Source organism: Anaerovibrio slackiae, assembly GCF_009695585.1.
Lineage (GTDB): Bacteria > Bacillota > Negativicutes > Selenomonadales > Selenomonadaceae > Anaerovibrio > Anaerovibrio slackiae.
In genome coordinates this window covers 101,576-118,115 of the sequence record NZ_VUNR01000004.1, presented here as the reverse complement: position 1 = coordinate 118,115, position 16,540 = coordinate 101,576, and the positions used below count along the sequence as shown (strand labels likewise).

The window sequence follows — 16,540 nt, the reverse complement described above, 5'->3', positions numbered from 1 at the left end:
CTGAGTAAAGATTTTTTTCCTTCCTCTCAAGGCTCATCGGGAATCTTCCATCCCGGTGGGCCTTTTTGCATGCCTGTAAAACAGGTCAGCAAAAAGCGGCAGGGCTGTCTGCATGGCAGTTCCTGCCGCTTGGAGAGCAGCAAATGACTGATAAATTATAAAGCTGTGTTGATGTTTTCCTTGATGCGGATTTCGTTGGTAAGGAGGTTCAGCTCCCGTTCAGGCTTCTTGCCATTGACCAGGTATTCAAAGACAATTTGCATGGCAATCTGTCCCTGGCGGCGGGGATGCTGGTAAATGGTGGCTTGAATCAGACCTTTTTCCATCATTTCCACCGTGGTCGGCAGGGTATCAAAGACGATGACGGTAATATCCTTTTCCCTGCCGCATGTCATGATGGCACGGCAGGCACCACAGATGCCGCCGGAGCTGGCAGCAAATATAACGTTTATATCCGGGTGCTTGCGCAGCATTTCAAGGTTTTTCTCGTAGGAGAGCATCTCATCATCCTGATCCTCTGTGATGGCCATAATCTGCGCCAGGGGATTGTGGGAGAGTGCGCTGCGAAAACCGGACAGCCTCTGGGCATGACCAAGAATTTGCAGGGATCCCAGGGTAATGCCGATGTTCAGCATGCCGTGGTTTATCATTTGCAACAGGGAACCGGCAGTCATGCCGCCGTTGAAGTAATCCGTGCCTACATAGCAATGTCGGGAAGAATTTTCTATGTCATTGTTGATGGTAATGACGAAGATGCCGCTTTCTGTCAGATGGCGGATTTTTGTGCTGACACGCTCGTCATTGATAGGCATGAGAATGACTGCCTGTACTTTGCCTAGCAGCTGGGAAAGCTGCTTGCACTGGACTTCCACATCATATCCTTTGGAAATGTACCATTCTACTTGCAGTCCGTACATGGAATAGGATTTTGCGGCTTTTTCCATTGCCTCGATTACGGCATCGAAGAAGCCGATTCCCTTGGAGGGCATGACGATTGCTACAACAGGCTTCATTTTTTGTGCTGCCAGCGCCCTGCCGGCAGGGTTGGGGGTGTAGTTCATTTCCTGTGCCACTTTGAGTATAAGTTCTTTTTTTTCGGCTTTGACATTGCCGCGATGGTTGAGGACACGGTCTACCGTGCCTCTGGATACACCGCAAAGTTCTGCAATTTCTTTTATTGTAACCAAAATATCACCGCCTGATCTTCTGAAATTTATGTATATTGTCTTCATTAATATTATGTGAATATTATATAATAAAACTGTGCTCGTGTACAGTGAATTTCAGTTTGTCGTAGTGAAAGTACGAGACGTCTGGAACATTAACGAATGAGTTTTGTTGGTTTGTGCACTCTGTTCAGACTAAAAATGGGCTGAGCGGGACAGCTACCCATAGAAAACACGCTCTCGCTCCTAGTTGTACCTAGCGGATGCTAAGCTCTTGCTGCGCCTACGGCTTGCAAATCGCTAAGCACCGAGGTACAACAAAGGTTTTCTATGGGTACTGTCCTCACTCATCCCTTTCTTTGTCTGAACAGATATAAACAAAATAATAAAACGGCATACATTATTCGTTACCATAGTGCTGCATACAGCTTGACGAGCAAGCCTGAAAAGAGGGAGCCGGGAGGCTGGCGAGACCTGTTACTGCCAACTACTATGCAAGGCAATCTACTATAATGAGCAGAGTTAGTTGCATAAGCATCAGCAGTTGCAAATTTTGTCAGCTACTAGCCCCTATTTATCACAATATATATTTTTATACGGTTGTTGAAAATGAAGCCTATGCGAAATGCATTGCAATTTTATATAATTGTTTAGTGGCACTATACGTTATACAGCGGTTAATGGTAGCAGGTCTCGTCAGCCTCCTAGCCCCCTTTTTCAGGCTTGTTCGTAAAGCATCATCATGTTGCTACGGCAAAATATAATGGCTTGCTGAGAAGTGAGTGGGGAGCTGTCGCAGGATTGTAACTGTTGGCAGATAATGCGATGGGCGGTTGACTTTATAAGCATAGTTGTGAAAATTTTGTGTCAGACCTCTTAAAGAGTATCAGGGCATGTACCATTCGCATGGCACTGAGACGCGCCTCGGTGCTTAGCAATTCGCGAGCCGTAAGGCGAAGCGAGAGCTTAGCATCCGCTAGGCGTGGATAGTAGCGCGAGCGTGCCTGCGATGGTACTGCCCTGAGGCTCTATAAAAAGGTCTGACCGTAAGTAGTTTATACACAACAATGTAAAAAAGTGACCGCCTATTGGGATATATGCTGATGCTTTTCTGACAGCTCCCCTGCACTAATCAATAACACTTACATATCTCGCCGAAGTAACGATTAAGCACTACGAAAAACTGAAAATTTTTACATTTTAGGCTTGTCATGTTTTAATGGTTTAAAGTATAATAGAGCCAGTGGTTTTCAAAGAATACTAGAGGGAGAGTGCAAGTGGTATGAAGAAGATTTTTGCGTTGTGCATGATGCTGGTTCTGGCAGTTACTGCCCTGGCCGGCTGCGGCGGTGATACTGCCAAGAAGGATGAAGCCAAGAAAATCGTGGTCGGCCTGGATGATAACTTCCCGCCAATGGGCTTCAAGGATGAAAAGAACGAAATCGTAGGCTTTGACATTGACCTGGCCAAGGAAGCTGCCAAGCGACTGGGCCGCGAGGTTGAGTTCAAGGCAATCGACTGGAATTCCAAGGAAGCGGAGCTGAAAAGCGGCCGTGTGGATGTGCTGTGGAATGGCCTGGATATTACCGAGCAGCGCAAGGAAAACATGCTGTTCAGTGAGCCGTACATGGACAACCGCCAGATTGTTTTTGTAGCCAAGGGCAAAAATGTTGCCATCGCCAGCGAGGCTGACCTGGCAGGCAAGGTTGTCGGTACCCAGAGCGGCGGCACCACTGAGGAATATTTTACCAAGAACACTGCTTTGACTGGCTCCATGAAGGAAGTAAAGTATTATTCTGATTATATCACTGCTTTCATGGATTTGGAGAATGGCCGCATTGATGCCGTAGTAGGCGATGAGATTATCGGCCGCTACTACATCAGCAAGCATCCTGATGAGATTGAGGCTGTGGAGACTGTCATCGGCGAGGTTAGCCAGTTCGGCTTTGCTTTCCGCAAGGATGACCAGGCACTGCGGGACGAGGTGCAGAAGGTATTTGACGAGATGAAGGCTGACGGCACCGTGGCAAAGATTTCTGAGAAGTGGTTCGCCAAGGATATCACCAAATAATCAGTTCTTTTATCAGCTCTGGTTTATGTAAGGCTGTCCGGCAGCAGTACCGGCAGGAAAAAAGACCTCTTAATTTTTACGGGAGGTCTTTTTTTTTGCGCTGATTTGAAGTAAAATATAACTATCTGTGCTTTTTGGTATGAAAGGGAGTTTTTTTAGTTATGGATAACCTGTTGCACACTATTCTGCTGATGCTGGAGGGAACCCAGGTCACGCTGGAAATTTTTTGTATTACGCTGGTGCTGGCACTGCCAATTGGCCTGCTGGCGGCACTGGGGCGCATCAGCAGCCTGAAGCCTGTCAGCCTTTTGATGGAGTTTTATGTGTGGGTGATGCGGGGAACACCGCTGATGCTCCAGCTTTTGTTTGTCTATTTCGCCCTGCCGATGGTGGGGGTAAAGCTGCCTGACATTGCGGCGGCACTCCTGGCCTTTACGCTGAACTATGCGGCGTATTTTGCGGAGATTTTCCGCGCCGGTATCCAGTCCATCAGCCGTGGCCAGTACGAGGCGGCCAAGACATTGGGCATGACCTATCCCCAGACCATGCGCAGGATTATCATTCCTCAGATGATACGCCATGTGTTGCCGCCTATCAGCAACGAGACTATCAATTTGGTGAAAGATACGTCCTTGATTTATATCCTTGCCATGAATGACCTTTTGCGGGTGGCGCGTACTATCGTACAGCGTGAGTTCGATATGACGCCTTTTGTGATTGCCGCTGTATTTTATTTGGTAATGACCTTTGTCCTGACCTGGGGCTTTAAGAAGCTGGAGGCGCATTATGCAAAATATGATGAATAACAACATGAATATGGAAAACACTGTCGGGGCAGCACCGGAGATTATGCTGCGGATGAGCGGCATCCACAAGCGGTTCGGGGAGCTGGAGGTGCTGAAGGGCATTGACTTCTCCGTGGTAAAGGGCGATGTGCTGGCAGTTATCGGGCCGTCCGGCTCCGGCAAGAGCACCATGCTCCGCTGCATCAACCGCCTGGAGGAAATTGATGCCGGTACTATCGAAATCAAGGGCAGGGTGCTGGCTAAAAACAACAGTGAAGGAACAGCCGAGTATGTTAGTGAGGCTGAGTCCAGGGAAATCCTCGCCTGCACCGGCATGGTATTCCAGCAGTTCAATCTCTTTCCCCACATGACGGTCATGCAGAATCTTCTTGAGGCACCTGTGCAGGTCAAGAAGCGTTCTGCGGAGGAGGTGCGCCCGGAGGCGGAGGAGCTTCTTCGGAAGGTAGGGCTTTTTGACAAGCGGGACTCCTACCCGGGGCGGCTTTCCGGCGGTCAGCAGCAGCGTGTGGCCATCGCCCGCGCCCTTGCTATGAAGCCTGACATCATGCTCTTTGACGAGCCTACCTCGGCACTGGACCCGGAGCTTACCGGCGAGGTACTGAAGACCATGCGGGAGCTGGCGGCAGAGCACATGACCATGGTGGTAGTCACCCACGAGATGGCATTTGCCAGGGAGGCAGCGAACCATGTCATGTTCATGGCGGACGGAGTGATTGTGGAGCAGGGCATCCCGGCAGAGTTTTTTGCCCATCCTGCTCAGGAAAGAACCATAGCATTTTTGAATAACATGCTGTAACTATCGGCAATTTGCACAGCAGCTTTATGGCAATCAGCCTGCAATGCTGCTGTGCTTGCGTTTAGAATATCTGGAGGAATTGAAAGATGCAATATTGCGAAAAAAGAGCGTGGCTGTGCCTGTTCAGGCAGGCAATGCTGTTTATCGCTGGTTTTATGCTCATATTCGGAGCGGCTCAGGCCGAGGCGGCAGGCTTTGCGGAGCGTGCCGGTTCCATGTCTGAAATCAAGGCTGTCAGGGTTAGCAGTAGTGCTGACAAGACACGCATCGTGCTGGATGGCACCAAGGAAACATCCTACAAGGTCAGCATTCTGTCCAATCCCCAGCGCATTGTGGTGGATATACAGAATGCCTGGATTTCTCCTGACTTGAAAAAGTCTACTACGATAGACAGCCGTTTTGCCAAGTCTGTCAGGATTGCCCAGCATGATACCTCGACGGTAAGGGTTGTGGTGGAAAGCAGCATGGGAAAGAATAATTACAAGGTATTTCCTTTGAAAGGCGGCAGTACGGCATACCGCATCGTTATGGATTTTGGCAATCTGGGGGGCAGCAGCAGCGGTGCAGCCATTGATTTTAACCCTCAGCCGAAGCCAAAGGATGAGGACAAGGGGACTGCTTCCGGCTCCGGCACGGCAGGCGGTACTGGTGAAGGCACGGCTATTGGCGGAAGCACTGGCGGCACCGGCAGCAATACCGGCAGCGGCAAGGAAACAGTCACCAAGGGAGAGCCGGTTTTCACGCCTGGCCTGAAGGGCAAGATTATCGCCCTGGATGCTGGTCACGGCGGCAGTGATGTGGGGGCCATAGGCCCTACCGGCGTTACGGAGAAGGGTGTTACACTACGGGTGGCAACGGAGCTGCAGAAACGGCTGGTCAAGGAAGGTGCCACCGTGCTCATGACCCGCAGCACTGATACGGAGGTTTCCCCGAAGAAGGCGAAGGCATCCGATATTGAGGAGTTGCAGGCAAGATGTGATGTGGGCAACGACAAGAATGCTGACATTTTCATTTCCCTGCACATGGACTCCTTCACCAATAGCTCCCCAAGCGGTACTACCGGCTACTATTATGTTAATGGCAGCAAAGCTGGACAGCGGCTGGCAAAGGAACTGTCCGAGGGAATTGTATCCGCACTGGGGACCGGCAACCGGGGCATCAAGAGCTGCAACTTCTATGTGGTGAAGCATACCACCATGCCGGCTGCCCTGATTGAGATGGCGTTTATTTCCAATGACAGGGAAGAACGGCTGATGAATTCCGATGAGGGTGTCAAAAAGGCAGCAGAAGGCTTGGTAAACGGACTTATCAGCTTCTTTGGCTGAGTACCTTGCCAATAAATAAGCTGGCAGATAATATTCGATAGCAACTGGAGTGAATTTGCAAAGATGGAAACAGAAAGAGAATTTACCTTTTCTGAGGCGGAATACAATGAGCTGATGGAGGCGCAGAAGGCGGAGCGCATGAAAAGCCTGCGCCGGCACAAGCTGCCGGAAAAGCTCACCCTGCGGGAGGCTTTGAACGGTATGACCAAGCAGGAGCTGGAGGATATTCAGTACAACCTGAATCTGCCTATGGCAAAGAATATCGACCGTGTCAAGAAGGCGGAGATGCTGGACATGGTGGAGCCTGAGGTGGTGAAATTCGCCGGTCGCTGGTTTGTCAGTGCCTTGCAGGAGCAGAAGGAACTGTTCGATTATGCCTGCCAGCATAAGGGGCTTTTGGAGAATGTGCACTGCGAGGATTACCGGCTGGATTACCTCCGGGGCATCGGCGTGCTGTCCTGCGGCATGCAGGATGGAAATCTGGTGTGGTTTATGCCGGAGGAAATCCAGGCTGAGTATCAGAAAATCAACAACGGTGCCTTTGCCGATGCGGTCAACCTGAACTCGGAAGTAATGCGGCTGGCAGCAGGCATGGTCTTTTACTATGGCATCATCAACTACGATGAGCTGTACAAAAAAATCTGTGATTATATTGATGCCGACTTGGAGTTTGCCGATTTTATGGGCATTATCTTCAATGGGGGATGCTGGTATCCTCATGTGGTGACAGGCCAGCATGACCTGATGCATGAGTCACTGATGAATCCGGAGGCGTTGCAGCAGGCACAGCGGCAGCAGGGAAGCCTGGGTTATGCTGACCTGCCTTATGACAAGCTCTACGATGCAGGGCAGGATGGCTACATTGAGTCCACTGAGGCATATCGTGCCCTGGCACAGTATTTCATGCAGAAAAAGGAGCTGGATGTGCTGCAGGCGGCAGAGGCTGTGCGCAGCATTACCATCATTATTCAGAATGGCTACGGCATGAAGGAAATTGTGGGCTTTTTGGCAGACAATCAGCTGAAAATGGATAATGGTCAGGATACTGATGAGCTGTACCATCTGATTGGTGAGTACAACAACACCATGCCTCTCTGGATGCTGAAGGGGCATACCCTGGCAGATGCTGCCAGCCAGCCACGTCCTGCCGTAGTCCGGGAAGGCCGCAAGATAGGCAGGAATGAGCCATGCCCTTGCGGCAGTGGCAAAAAGTATAAGAACTGCTGCCTGGATAAGGAATGGAACTGAGATAAATTTCAGTTTGTCGTAGTGGTTATTCGTTACTTCGTGCATATACTGATGATTTAGTTTGATATTTCGTGGATTCTGTTCAGACATTATAAAGGGACAGGTAGCGGCAGTACCCATAGAAAACTCGCTCTCGCTCTTAGCACAGCCTCGCGCTTCTAAGCTCCTGCGTCGCTTACGCTCGCACTCGCTAAGAAGCGAGGCTGCACTCAAGGTTTTCTTTGGGTACATGCCGCACCTGTCCCTCTTTGTGTCTGAACAGATATGCACATAGTTATCAACTATACTCTGCTGTACGCTACCAAGGTAATCAATCTGACTTTACGAAAAAGCTGAAAAGGGGGAGCCGGGAGGCTGACGAAACTTGCTATTGCCGACCGCTGTATAAACTGAAATTCCTAAAATGTATAAAAATGTAATATCGTTTTTATTCTGCAAAATATATAAAAATAAGTATTGACTTCAATTAGGACTTTTTGCATAATGTATATAGAGATATTAGGCATAGATTACATAAATGTCCGTTAGGGGGGGGACGATACATATTTTTTATACTGTGCAGGCGTAGGTAAGGATGCACAGATTTGTGTTTTTTATGCAAAAAGGATTATATTTATGGAATTAGAAGGGGAATATATTTAATGAAAAAGATATTGATTGCCGACGATGCAGAGTTCAACAGGGATATACTCAAGGAAATATTCAGCGAGCAGTATGAGATTTTTGAGGCAGGAGATGGAGAGGAAGCGGTCAGGTGCATCAGGGAGAATTTTGAGAGCCTGTCGCTGATTTTCCTTGATCTGATGATGCCGAAGATGAGCGGCTTGGATGTGCTGGAGATCATGAAGGACGAAGGGTATCTGGACCTGATTCCGGTCATTATTATAACCGGTGAGGCTACAGTGGATACTGATGCCGCCGCTTATGATTATGGTGTGGCAGATATTATTTACAAGCCTTTTGCCCGCCGGGTAATCACCCGCCGCGCCCTGAATATCATCGAGCTGTATGAGCGCAGAAAAAATTTGGAACTGCAGCTGGATGAGACTACCTCGGAGCTTCTGGCAAGCCGGAAGAAGCTGGCGGAAAATAACGAATTTCTGGTGAATGCCCTCAGCTCCGTGGTGGAGTTCCGCAGCCTGGAGTCCGGCATCCATATTAACCGGGTTAAGGAGTTTACGGATGTATTGCTTCATACCTGGGCGGCACTGCACAGCGACTTTGACTACAAGGAGCTGGATATCAGGCAGATGGTGAATGCCTCTGCCCTTCACGACATTGGCAAAATCAGCATTCCGGATGAAATCCTGCTGAAGCCTGGCAGGCTGACCTTGGAGGAATTTGCCATCATGAAGGAGCATACTACCAAGGGCTGTGAGATTTTGGAGAAGTTCAAGCAGGAGGACAGCGATTTTTATCAATACTGCTATGATATTTGCCGCTATCATCACGAGCGTTATGACGGCAAGGGCTATCCTGACCATCTCAAGGGAGATGAAATCCCGGTATGGGCACAGGTGGTGTCAATTGCAGATGTGTTTGATGCCCTGATTAGCCCTCGTTGCTACAAGGTTCCTTATGCTATTCCGAAGGCTGTCGACATGATTTTTAACGGCGAGTGCGGTACTTTTTCGCCGAAGCTTTTGGAGTGCTTTGAATCAGCCAAGTTCAAGCTGATTGAGATTGCAGAGCGTGACTGATAGCCCGGAATTGGAAGAATGGAAATGGCTGCCAGCTATATAAGGAGAAAACAGGGGGAGCGGCTGGTGGCCAAGGGACAGCAGCTGGCAGAGCCTACGGATTACCTTGTGCTGAAGTAAAAGAAATGGAGAGGAATATGATAAAAAAGCTGAATGGAAAAACCTGCGGATATATTGCGGCTGTGGCGGTGCTGCTGCTGTCTTTTTTGCTGACAGGCTGCGGCAGTGATGACACCCCAAAGGCGGAGAACGGCAAGGAAAAGGTGACTATCGCCCTGTGGGGCAACGACCTTTTGGAGAATTATGCGCCTTATCTGTGCAGGCAGTTCCCGGATGTGGAGTTTGAATTTGTGCTGGCGACTAACTCCATTGATTACTACCGCTATCTCAATGAGCATGGTGATTTGCCGGATATCATGACCGTAAGGCGTTTTTCCATGCGGGATGCCATGGCCATGAAGGATGTGCTGTACGATTTGAGCAATACGGATTTGGCGGATATATATTACGGCACTTATCTGGACAACTATACCTACAGCGACGGTACGGTGAACTGGCTGCCGGTGTGTGCCGAGGTGGATGATATCATTGTCAACAAGACCTTGTTTGAGGAGAACGACATTCCGCTGCCTACAGATTATGACTCCTTTATTGCCGCCTGCCAGGCCTTTGAGGCAAAGGGCATCATGGGCTTTTATCCTGATTACGGCCAGGATTACTGCTGCATGGAGGTGCTGCAGGGCTTTGGCGCGGAGTATTTATACACTATGGAAGGCAGGGAGTGGCGCCAGCAGTACGAAAGCGGCCACACGGACCAGCTGGACGAAAAGGTGTGGCTGCCTGTTTTTGCCCGTTTTTTTGATTTAAAGGAAAAGACGGGGATTCAGCCGGAGGCTGCCACGGAAATGAACTTTGTCCAAAAAAACAGGTTTACTGCTGGCAAGCTGGCAATGTACCGGGGCACAGGCAATGATTTGATTACCTTTACGGGTAGAGCCGGCAAAAATGACGAGGTTGTCCTGATGCCGTATTTTGGCACAGAGAAAAAGGATGACTGGTATCTGACCTATCCTGCCTTCCAGGTGGCAGCTGCCAAAAAGGGCATGGAGAGCCCGGAGCGCAAGAAGCTGATTTTGGAGATTATGCAGGCAATGCTCAGCCAGGATGGACAGAACAACATTTCTCACGGCAAGAACATGGTTTCTTATACCAAGGGCGTCAAGCTGGAGCTTTTGCCGGAGCTGGATAACCTGCGTCCTTATATAGAGGAAAACAAGATGTATATCCGGCTGGCTTCCACCGATATGTTCAAGGTATCCAAGTCCGTGGTGCAGGGCATTATCAAGGGTGAGCTGAAGACGCCACAGGAGGCGCTGGAGGCCTTTAATGAGCAGATGAATGCGGACCCGGCTCAGGAGCCGGTGGTGGTGCATATCGACAAGGGCTATTCCCATGAGTTTACCAGCAAGCATGGCAATCAGGCCGCTTCTGCAATCTATAACACCATTCGCAAGAAGCTGGCTGTGGATATGGTCTTTGTGCAGTCCTGCTATGTCAGCGGCGATATTTATGCCGGTGATTATACGGAGAGGCAGCTGAGCTACCTTACCCATACGGATGCCGCCTGGCCGATGCTGGCGAGGCTGACCGGTGATCAGGTCTATGAGATGGTAGAAAGGACCTTTGCCCTCAAGAGTGGCTACGGGGTTATCAGCAATGACAGCACCTTGTATGTGTCCAGCGGCTTTGAGATGGATATTGCCCGGAATGGGGATGGCAGCTACAAGCTGAATAGGCTTACCAGAAATGGCAAGGAGCTGGACAGGAACGGAGTGTATACTATTATCCTGATGGGGGATAGAAACTGGACCAATCAGCTTATGATTACCAAGATGGGGATTACGGATTTTTCCTATGATATTGACAAATGCAATGTACAGCTTTACGATTATCTGGTAAAGGAAGGCGGCAAGCTGGAGGAACCGACAGATTATATTACGATCAATTAGCATTTCAGGGAATTGATGCCGATATAGGGGAGGCTAGGCGGAGTGAAATTAAGTTTGCAGAGGTTCACGAAAAATGATGTATCAAGGCACGTTGCACCGGTACTGTTTTCCATTATGTTAGCATTTGCCCTGATCGGGGGCGTTGTTCACCTCCGCAGCTTTATGATGGAGCAGATGGTCAATGAGCGTTCTGCCCAGCTGGAGGAGCTTATCGGGCAGATTCGGCTGAATCTGAGATATGGCATTGCCGCCCATTGGAATGTGGTGTCAGGACTGGATGAGGCATTGCACCGCAAGCATTATGCCAGCAGCCGGGAGCTGCTGGCAGGCATAAGTGATTTGGAGGGCCAGTTCTGTCTGGATTTGTACGGCAGCCGGATAATGCTGCTGGAGTCCACCGGCACGGTTTATACCCGTGATGGTGATATGGGCATCTGGGATGATATCAAGTTTGTATCTGGTGGCAACAGCCGTTACATTTTCGTTACTGATACCAGCAGTGTGAAGGGAACCTATTTGGCCTTTGCCCAGAAGCTGGAACAGCCGATTGTCACAGATAACGGCAGGGTGATTACCCACCTGATTTTGCTAAAGGATATCGCCAGTGTCAAGAAATACTACAGCACTGAGTCCTTTGGCGGTCATGCAGCAACTTATATTATTCAGAAAAATGGCACTCTGGCTTATTATGATGCAGATGAAGATGATATCATCGGTGCCAGGAATATCTACAAGGCACTGGGGGAGGCTGAATACGTGCGGGGCAGGAATTTTGCCCAGGTGCGGGAGTCTCTGGCAGAAAACGGCATTGCCACCGCCAATATCATGCTCAATGGGACGGAGTATTATTATTGCCTCACCAGGATGAAGGATTATGATCTGACTGTCATGATGCTGATTCCGGCAGAGTATGTGGCGATTAGCACCCGGAGTATGATGGAGTCCACCTTCCAGGCGCAGATGGCCTTCACGATTATTCTGCTGCTTTTGCTGGTGCTGGCAGTTGCCAGCGTGGTGAAGGTTCAGCGCAGCAGACAGCTGGTGAAGGTGGAGCAGGAAGCAAATCATGAGCTGAACAGGCTGAGGATTGCGGCGGAGGATGCCTTGCATGTAGCGGAGGCGGCCAACAAGTCCAAGAGTGTGTTCCTGTCCAATATGTCCCACGACATTCGCACCCCGATGAATGCGGTTATCGGCTTTGCTACTTTGGCTCTGACCAATCTTGAGCAGCAGGACAAGGTAAAGGATTACCTGTCCAAGATTTTGTCTGCCAGCAATCATCTCCTGAGCCTGATTAATGATATTCTGGATATGAGCCGCATTGAAAGCGGCAAAATCCAGCTGGATGAGATGGAGGCAAATCTGTCGGATATGCTCCACGATATCAAGGACATCATCGGCGGCCAGGTACAGGCAAAATCACTGGAGCTTTATATGGATGTTATTGATGTGGCAGATGAGGATGTGTACTGTGACAGAACCCGGCTCAATCAGGTGCTGCTGAATCTTTTATCCAATGCCATCAAGTTTACACCGCCGGGAGGCACTGTATCCGTGCGCATTGCCCAGCTGCACGGGGCTGCCGAGGGCAAGGGCATGTACGAAATCCGGGTGAAGGATAACGGCATTGGCATGAGCCAGGAGTTTGCGGCGAAGATTTTTGAGCCCTTTGAGCGGGAGCGTACCTCTACGGTCAGCAAAATTCAGGGCACGGGCCTGGGCATGGCGATAACCAAGAACATCATTGATATGATGGGGGGCACTATCGAAGTCATTACGGAGCAGGATAAGGGCACGGAGTTTGTCATCCGGCTGGAAATGCGTTTGCGCTCTGCCAAGAAGACCAGCTTCCGCATTCAGGAGCTGGAAGGGCTGAAGGCTCTGGTGGTGGATGATGATTTCAACACCTGCGACAGCGTTACCAAGATGCTGGTGAAGGTGGGCATGCGCTCCGAGTGGACCATGTTCGGCAAGGAGGCGGTGCTTCGGGCAAGGCAGTCCATTGAGCTGGATGATGCCTTCCATGTATATATCCTTGACTGGCGGTTGCCTGATTTGAACGGCGTGGAGGTGGCGCGGCAGATTCGCGCTCTGGGTGACGATACGCCGATTATTATTATGACGGCTTATGACTGGAACGATATTGAGGAGGAGGCACGGGCAGCCGGAGTGACAGCCTTCTGTGCCAAGCCGATGTTCATGTCCGATTTGCGCGACTCCCTGCTGACGGCTCTTGGCCAGCAGCGGGAGAAGCAGCAGGCAGCGGATGTGATGGCAAGAGGCAGTCAGGTCAGCTATGAAGGCAAGAGGCTGCTGCTGGCAGAGGACAATGAGATGAACCGGGAGATTGCCTGTGAAATCCTGGGGGACTACGGCCTTCTGGTGGAGACGGCGGAGAATGGTGCCAAGGCGGTGGAGATGGTGGCAAAATCCCAGCCTGGCTACTATGATATGGTGCTGATGGATATTCAGATGCCTGTGCTGAACGGCCATGATGCCACGGTGCGTATCCGTCAGCTGCCGGACAAGGCGCTGGCATGTATCCCGATTGTGGCAATGACGGCTAATGCCTTTGACGAAGACCGAAAGGAAGCGGAAAAGCATGGCATGAATGGCTTCATTTCCAAGCCGATTAATATGAAGGAAGTGATGGAGGCATTGTCCAGCTTCCTGCGGTAATTTGCTTAATTTGGTTGACATTTTATGGGGGTGTTTGCATAATAAGAGTAGTTTTTAGATTTGATTTGGAAAGTAGGTAAGTGATTTGACGATAGAAGAATTTTACAATGCAGTGGGAGGCAGCTATGCATCCGTCAAGGAGCTATTCCTGACAGATGAGCGCATCAGGAAATATGTGCTGAAGTTCAAGACTGAGGGCAGCTATCAGAAGCTGATGGATGCGGTGGCTTCCGGGGAGCCAAAGGCTGCTTTTGAGGCGGCTCACGCCTTCAAGGGGGTGGCTGGCAATATCGGACTTACCAGGCTCTTTAATGCGGCTTCTGATTTGACGGAGCAGCTGAGGGGCAGCCAGGAACCGGCGGACCCGCAGCTGGTAGAGAAAATCCGCGAGTATTATGCTGAAGTGCAGGAAAATATCCTCAAATTGTAGTCCGCCAACGTGCAAAGTAAATGATTGAAGGTCTCTTGAAGATGTCCTCCGGGGCATCTTTTTTTCTGTATTTTCTTGCTGTCAGGCTAAATGTCTGATATAATAATTATCGACATATAACGGAAACTAAGAGCGGAGGGATGAAATGGCAAGACCGAGAAGATGCAGGCGTGTGTGCGCGGAGCCGGTATATGGCAGCTTTTGCCCGGCAGGGAATGCTGCCAATGGCGAAGTCATGCTGACTTTGGATGAGTATGAGGCAATACGCCTGATTGACCTGGAAAAGCTGACACATGCCCAGTGCGCGGTGCAGATGGATATTTCCCGTACTACCGTGACGGAGATTTATGAGCTGGCACGCACCAAGCTGGCTGATGTGATTGTCAATGGCAAAAGCCTTTTCATTGCCGGGGGGGATTACCGCCTGTGTGATGGCTCTGCCCTTGCTTCCGGCTGTTGTCATCAGCGTTGCAGGAAATTTTATGCGGGCAGTGAAAGCCTGCTTTGCCAAGAGAAAGGGGAAAAGGCAATGAGAATAGCAGTAACCTACGATAACGGACAGATTTTTCAGCATTTTGGGCATAGTTCTCAGTTCAAGGTGTACGATGTGGAGGATGGCAGGATTGTCAGTGAGCAGATAGTTGACACCAATGGCAGCGGCCATGGCGCCCTGGCAGGCCTCCTGTCAGATGCCAAGGCGGATGTGCTGATTTGCGGCGGCATCGGCGGTGGTGCCCAGATGGCACTGGCAGAAGCAGGTATCAAGCTGTATGGCGGTGCAGCAGGTGATGCAGATGCGGCAGTTGCAGCTTTCCTCCGGGGAGAGCTTGCCTACAATCCTGATGTGCGCTGCAGCCATCACGACCATGGCGGCCACGGTCATGGCAGCTGCGGCGAGAATAAGCACGGCTGCGGCGGCAGCTCCTGCCATTAAGTGAAATAGAATAATAATATGCATAAAAAAGGATGCCGTACTAGCAGATAGACGGCATCCTTTTTTTAGAAATGGAAATGGTTCATCATCTTGGTGGCAAGCTTCTTGGCATCGTCATTTTTGTGCTCAAGGATGTAGTCCAGGGAGCTGACGAAGAAGAATGAGTTGATGGGCAGGTAGCGGCGGCGCTTCTTGAAATTTGCCCAGTGGAAAATCTTGTCAAAGACCAGCTCGTAGTCCTCCCGGGTAGCGTTGTGCCTGGCAATGATTTTCTTCAGCCGGAAGTCATTGCAGCCATACTCGTACATGGTATCGAGAAGCTCAGCCTTAGTCATTTCGCCCCGCTCCAGAAAGGCGAGAATCAGGCTGTTGATGTAGTTGTCCCGGCGCATAATCCGCTTCATGGCAAGGTAAAAGGTCACTGCCAGAAACAGCATGGTGCCGATGTAAATCAGTTTTGCAGTCATAAGTATTCTATTTCTCCTTGGTTGCAAAAATATATCTTACAGGTGCTTTACTATGGCAGCCAGATAATGGAAGCCATAGTCGGATGCCCCGTGCGTATCAGCATGGCCCGCAGCCTTTCCAGCCTGCCCCAGAGGGGGGCACCGTGGAGCCGCAGCTTGAATTTCCAGAAGGAATGGGCATTGTGACCGAAGATAGGCACCCGGCTCAAAAGGTAGGGATTATCCCCCGGATGTACCAGGTCGTAGCGCACGGTAAAGCCCCCCTTGAAGCCGCAGTCCCTGGCAACCGCCAGCACATCGGCATTGTAGGAGCCGCATGGGTAGGCGATGTACTCGGTGAATCGCAGGGTTTTCCACTCTATGGCCAGCTTGCCGCCCTCTATCTGCTGATAAAGCTCCGCCTTGGACAGCCCCGGCAGCTCAAAGTGGCTCAGGGTATGTGCCCCCATGTAAATTCCGGCTTCGCTCATTTCCTGCACCTGCTGCCAGGTGAGATATTTGTCAAACCTGTCCATGAAGTCCGAAATCAGGAAGATGGTGGCGGTCATGCCATACTTTTGCAGCACAGGAAAGGCATTTTCGTAGTTGTCACGGTAGCCGTCATCAAAGGTAATCAGGACAGGCTTCTCCGGCAGGGGAGCACCTTCCGTCAGATAGGCGTTGAGCTGGTCCGGGGTGATGGCGTGGTAGCCGTTATCATGCAGGTATGCCATCTGCTGCTCAAAGACTGCTGTGGGAACGGTCAGGGCATTGTCATCCTCATCATTGACCTGATGATAGCTGAGCACAGGCACCCCCACGGCGGCTTCCCGTTCCAGGCAGAGAAAGCCTGCCAGCAGCACCGCTATCAGCAGATAAAGGCAAATTAAGCCCCATTGCTTGAGAGATAAAACCATTTTAACACGACCT

13 protein-coding genes are annotated in these 16,540 nt (G+C 50.4%); 10 read left to right on the top strand and 3 right to left on the bottom strand.

Annotated features, from left to right (window positions below; translation table 11 throughout):
* Positions 1–155: 155 nt before the first annotated feature.
* The gene (locus FYJ84_RS03290; RefSeq protein ID WP_154406118.1) at positions 156–1,187 is read right to left on the bottom strand and encodes a LacI family DNA-binding transcriptional regulator; all 1,032 of its coding nucleotides are present in this window, start codon (positions 1,185–1,187) and stop codon (positions 156–158) included.
* 1,261 nt (positions 1,188–2,448) lie between these two features.
* Here FYJ84_RS03290 and FYJ84_RS03285 point away from each other — a divergent pair.
* The 10 genes from FYJ84_RS03285 (at position 2,449) to FYJ84_RS03240 (ending at position 15,164) form a co-directional block, all read left to right on the top strand.
* The gene (locus tag FYJ84_RS03285; protein ID WP_154406116.1) at positions 2,449–3,237 is read left to right on the top strand and encodes an amino acid ABC transporter substrate-binding protein; all 789 of its coding nucleotides are present in this window, start codon (positions 2,449–2,451) and stop codon (positions 3,235–3,237) included.
* A gap of 161 nt (positions 3,238–3,398) precedes the next feature.
* The gene (locus FYJ84_RS03280; protein WP_154406114.1) at positions 3,399–4,043 is read left to right on the top strand and encodes an amino acid ABC transporter permease; all 645 of its coding nucleotides are present in this window, start codon (positions 3,399–3,401) and stop codon (positions 4,041–4,043) included.
* Positions 4,033–4,839, top strand: coding sequence for an amino acid ABC transporter ATP-binding protein (locus FYJ84_RS03275; protein ID WP_407060737.1), 807 nt, complete (start codon positions 4,033–4,035; stop codon positions 4,837–4,839). Before FYJ84_RS03280 ends, FYJ84_RS03275 begins: the two co-directional genes overlap by 11 nt.
* An 86-nt stretch (positions 4,840–4,925) precedes the next feature.
* Positions 4,926–6,164, top strand: a complete 1,239-nt coding sequence (locus FYJ84_RS03270; protein WP_235901332.1) for an N-acetylmuramoyl-L-alanine amidase — start codon at positions 4,926–4,928, stop codon at positions 6,162–6,164.
* A 63-nt stretch (positions 6,165–6,227) separates the two neighbouring features.
* Positions 6,228–7,412: a YecA family protein gene (locus tag FYJ84_RS03265; RefSeq protein ID WP_154406112.1), complete on the top strand. Its 1,185-nt coding sequence runs from the start codon at positions 6,228–6,230 to the stop codon at positions 7,410–7,412.
* A gap of 641 nt (positions 7,413–8,053) precedes the next feature.
* Positions 8,054–9,112 carry an HD domain-containing phosphohydrolase gene (locus tag FYJ84_RS03260; protein WP_154406110.1) on the top strand — a complete coding sequence of 353 codons (1,059 nt, stop codon included), beginning with the start codon at positions 8,054–8,056 and terminating at the stop codon, positions 9,110–9,112.
* Between the two features lie 137 nt (positions 9,113–9,249).
* The gene (locus FYJ84_RS03255; protein WP_205764077.1) at positions 9,250–11,121 is read left to right on the top strand and encodes an ABC transporter substrate-binding protein; all 1,872 of its coding nucleotides are present in this window, start codon (positions 9,250–9,252) and stop codon (positions 11,119–11,121) included.
* A gap of 42 nt (positions 11,122–11,163) precedes the next feature.
* Positions 11,164–13,800, top strand: coding sequence for a hybrid sensor histidine kinase/response regulator (locus FYJ84_RS14590; protein ID WP_205764076.1), 2,637 nt, complete (start codon positions 11,164–11,166; stop codon positions 13,798–13,800).
* Between the two features lie 85 nt (positions 13,801–13,885).
* A complete protein-coding gene (locus FYJ84_RS03245) occupies positions 13,886–14,230 on the top strand; it encodes an Hpt domain-containing protein (RefSeq protein ID WP_154406106.1) in 345 nt (114 codons plus the stop codon).
* Positions 14,231–14,375: 145 nt separating this feature from the next.
* The gene (locus FYJ84_RS03240) at positions 14,376–15,164 is read left to right on the top strand and encodes a DUF134 domain-containing protein (RefSeq protein WP_154406104.1); all 789 of its coding nucleotides are present in this window, start codon (positions 14,376–14,378) and stop codon (positions 15,162–15,164) included.
* Positions 15,165–15,229: 65 nt separating this feature from the next.
* On the opposite strand, the gene FYJ84_RS03235 is transcribed toward FYJ84_RS03240, so the two are convergent.
* A complete protein-coding gene (locus FYJ84_RS03235; RefSeq protein ID WP_154406102.1) occupies positions 15,230–15,631 on the bottom strand; it encodes a hypothetical protein in 402 nt (133 codons plus the stop codon).
* 50 nt (positions 15,632–15,681) lie between these two features.
* Complete coding sequence (locus FYJ84_RS03230) at positions 15,682–16,527, bottom strand: polysaccharide deacetylase family protein (RefSeq protein WP_154406100.1); 846 nt, start codon at positions 16,525–16,527, stop codon at positions 15,682–15,684.
* Between the last annotated feature and the right edge of the window lie 13 nt (positions 16,528–16,540).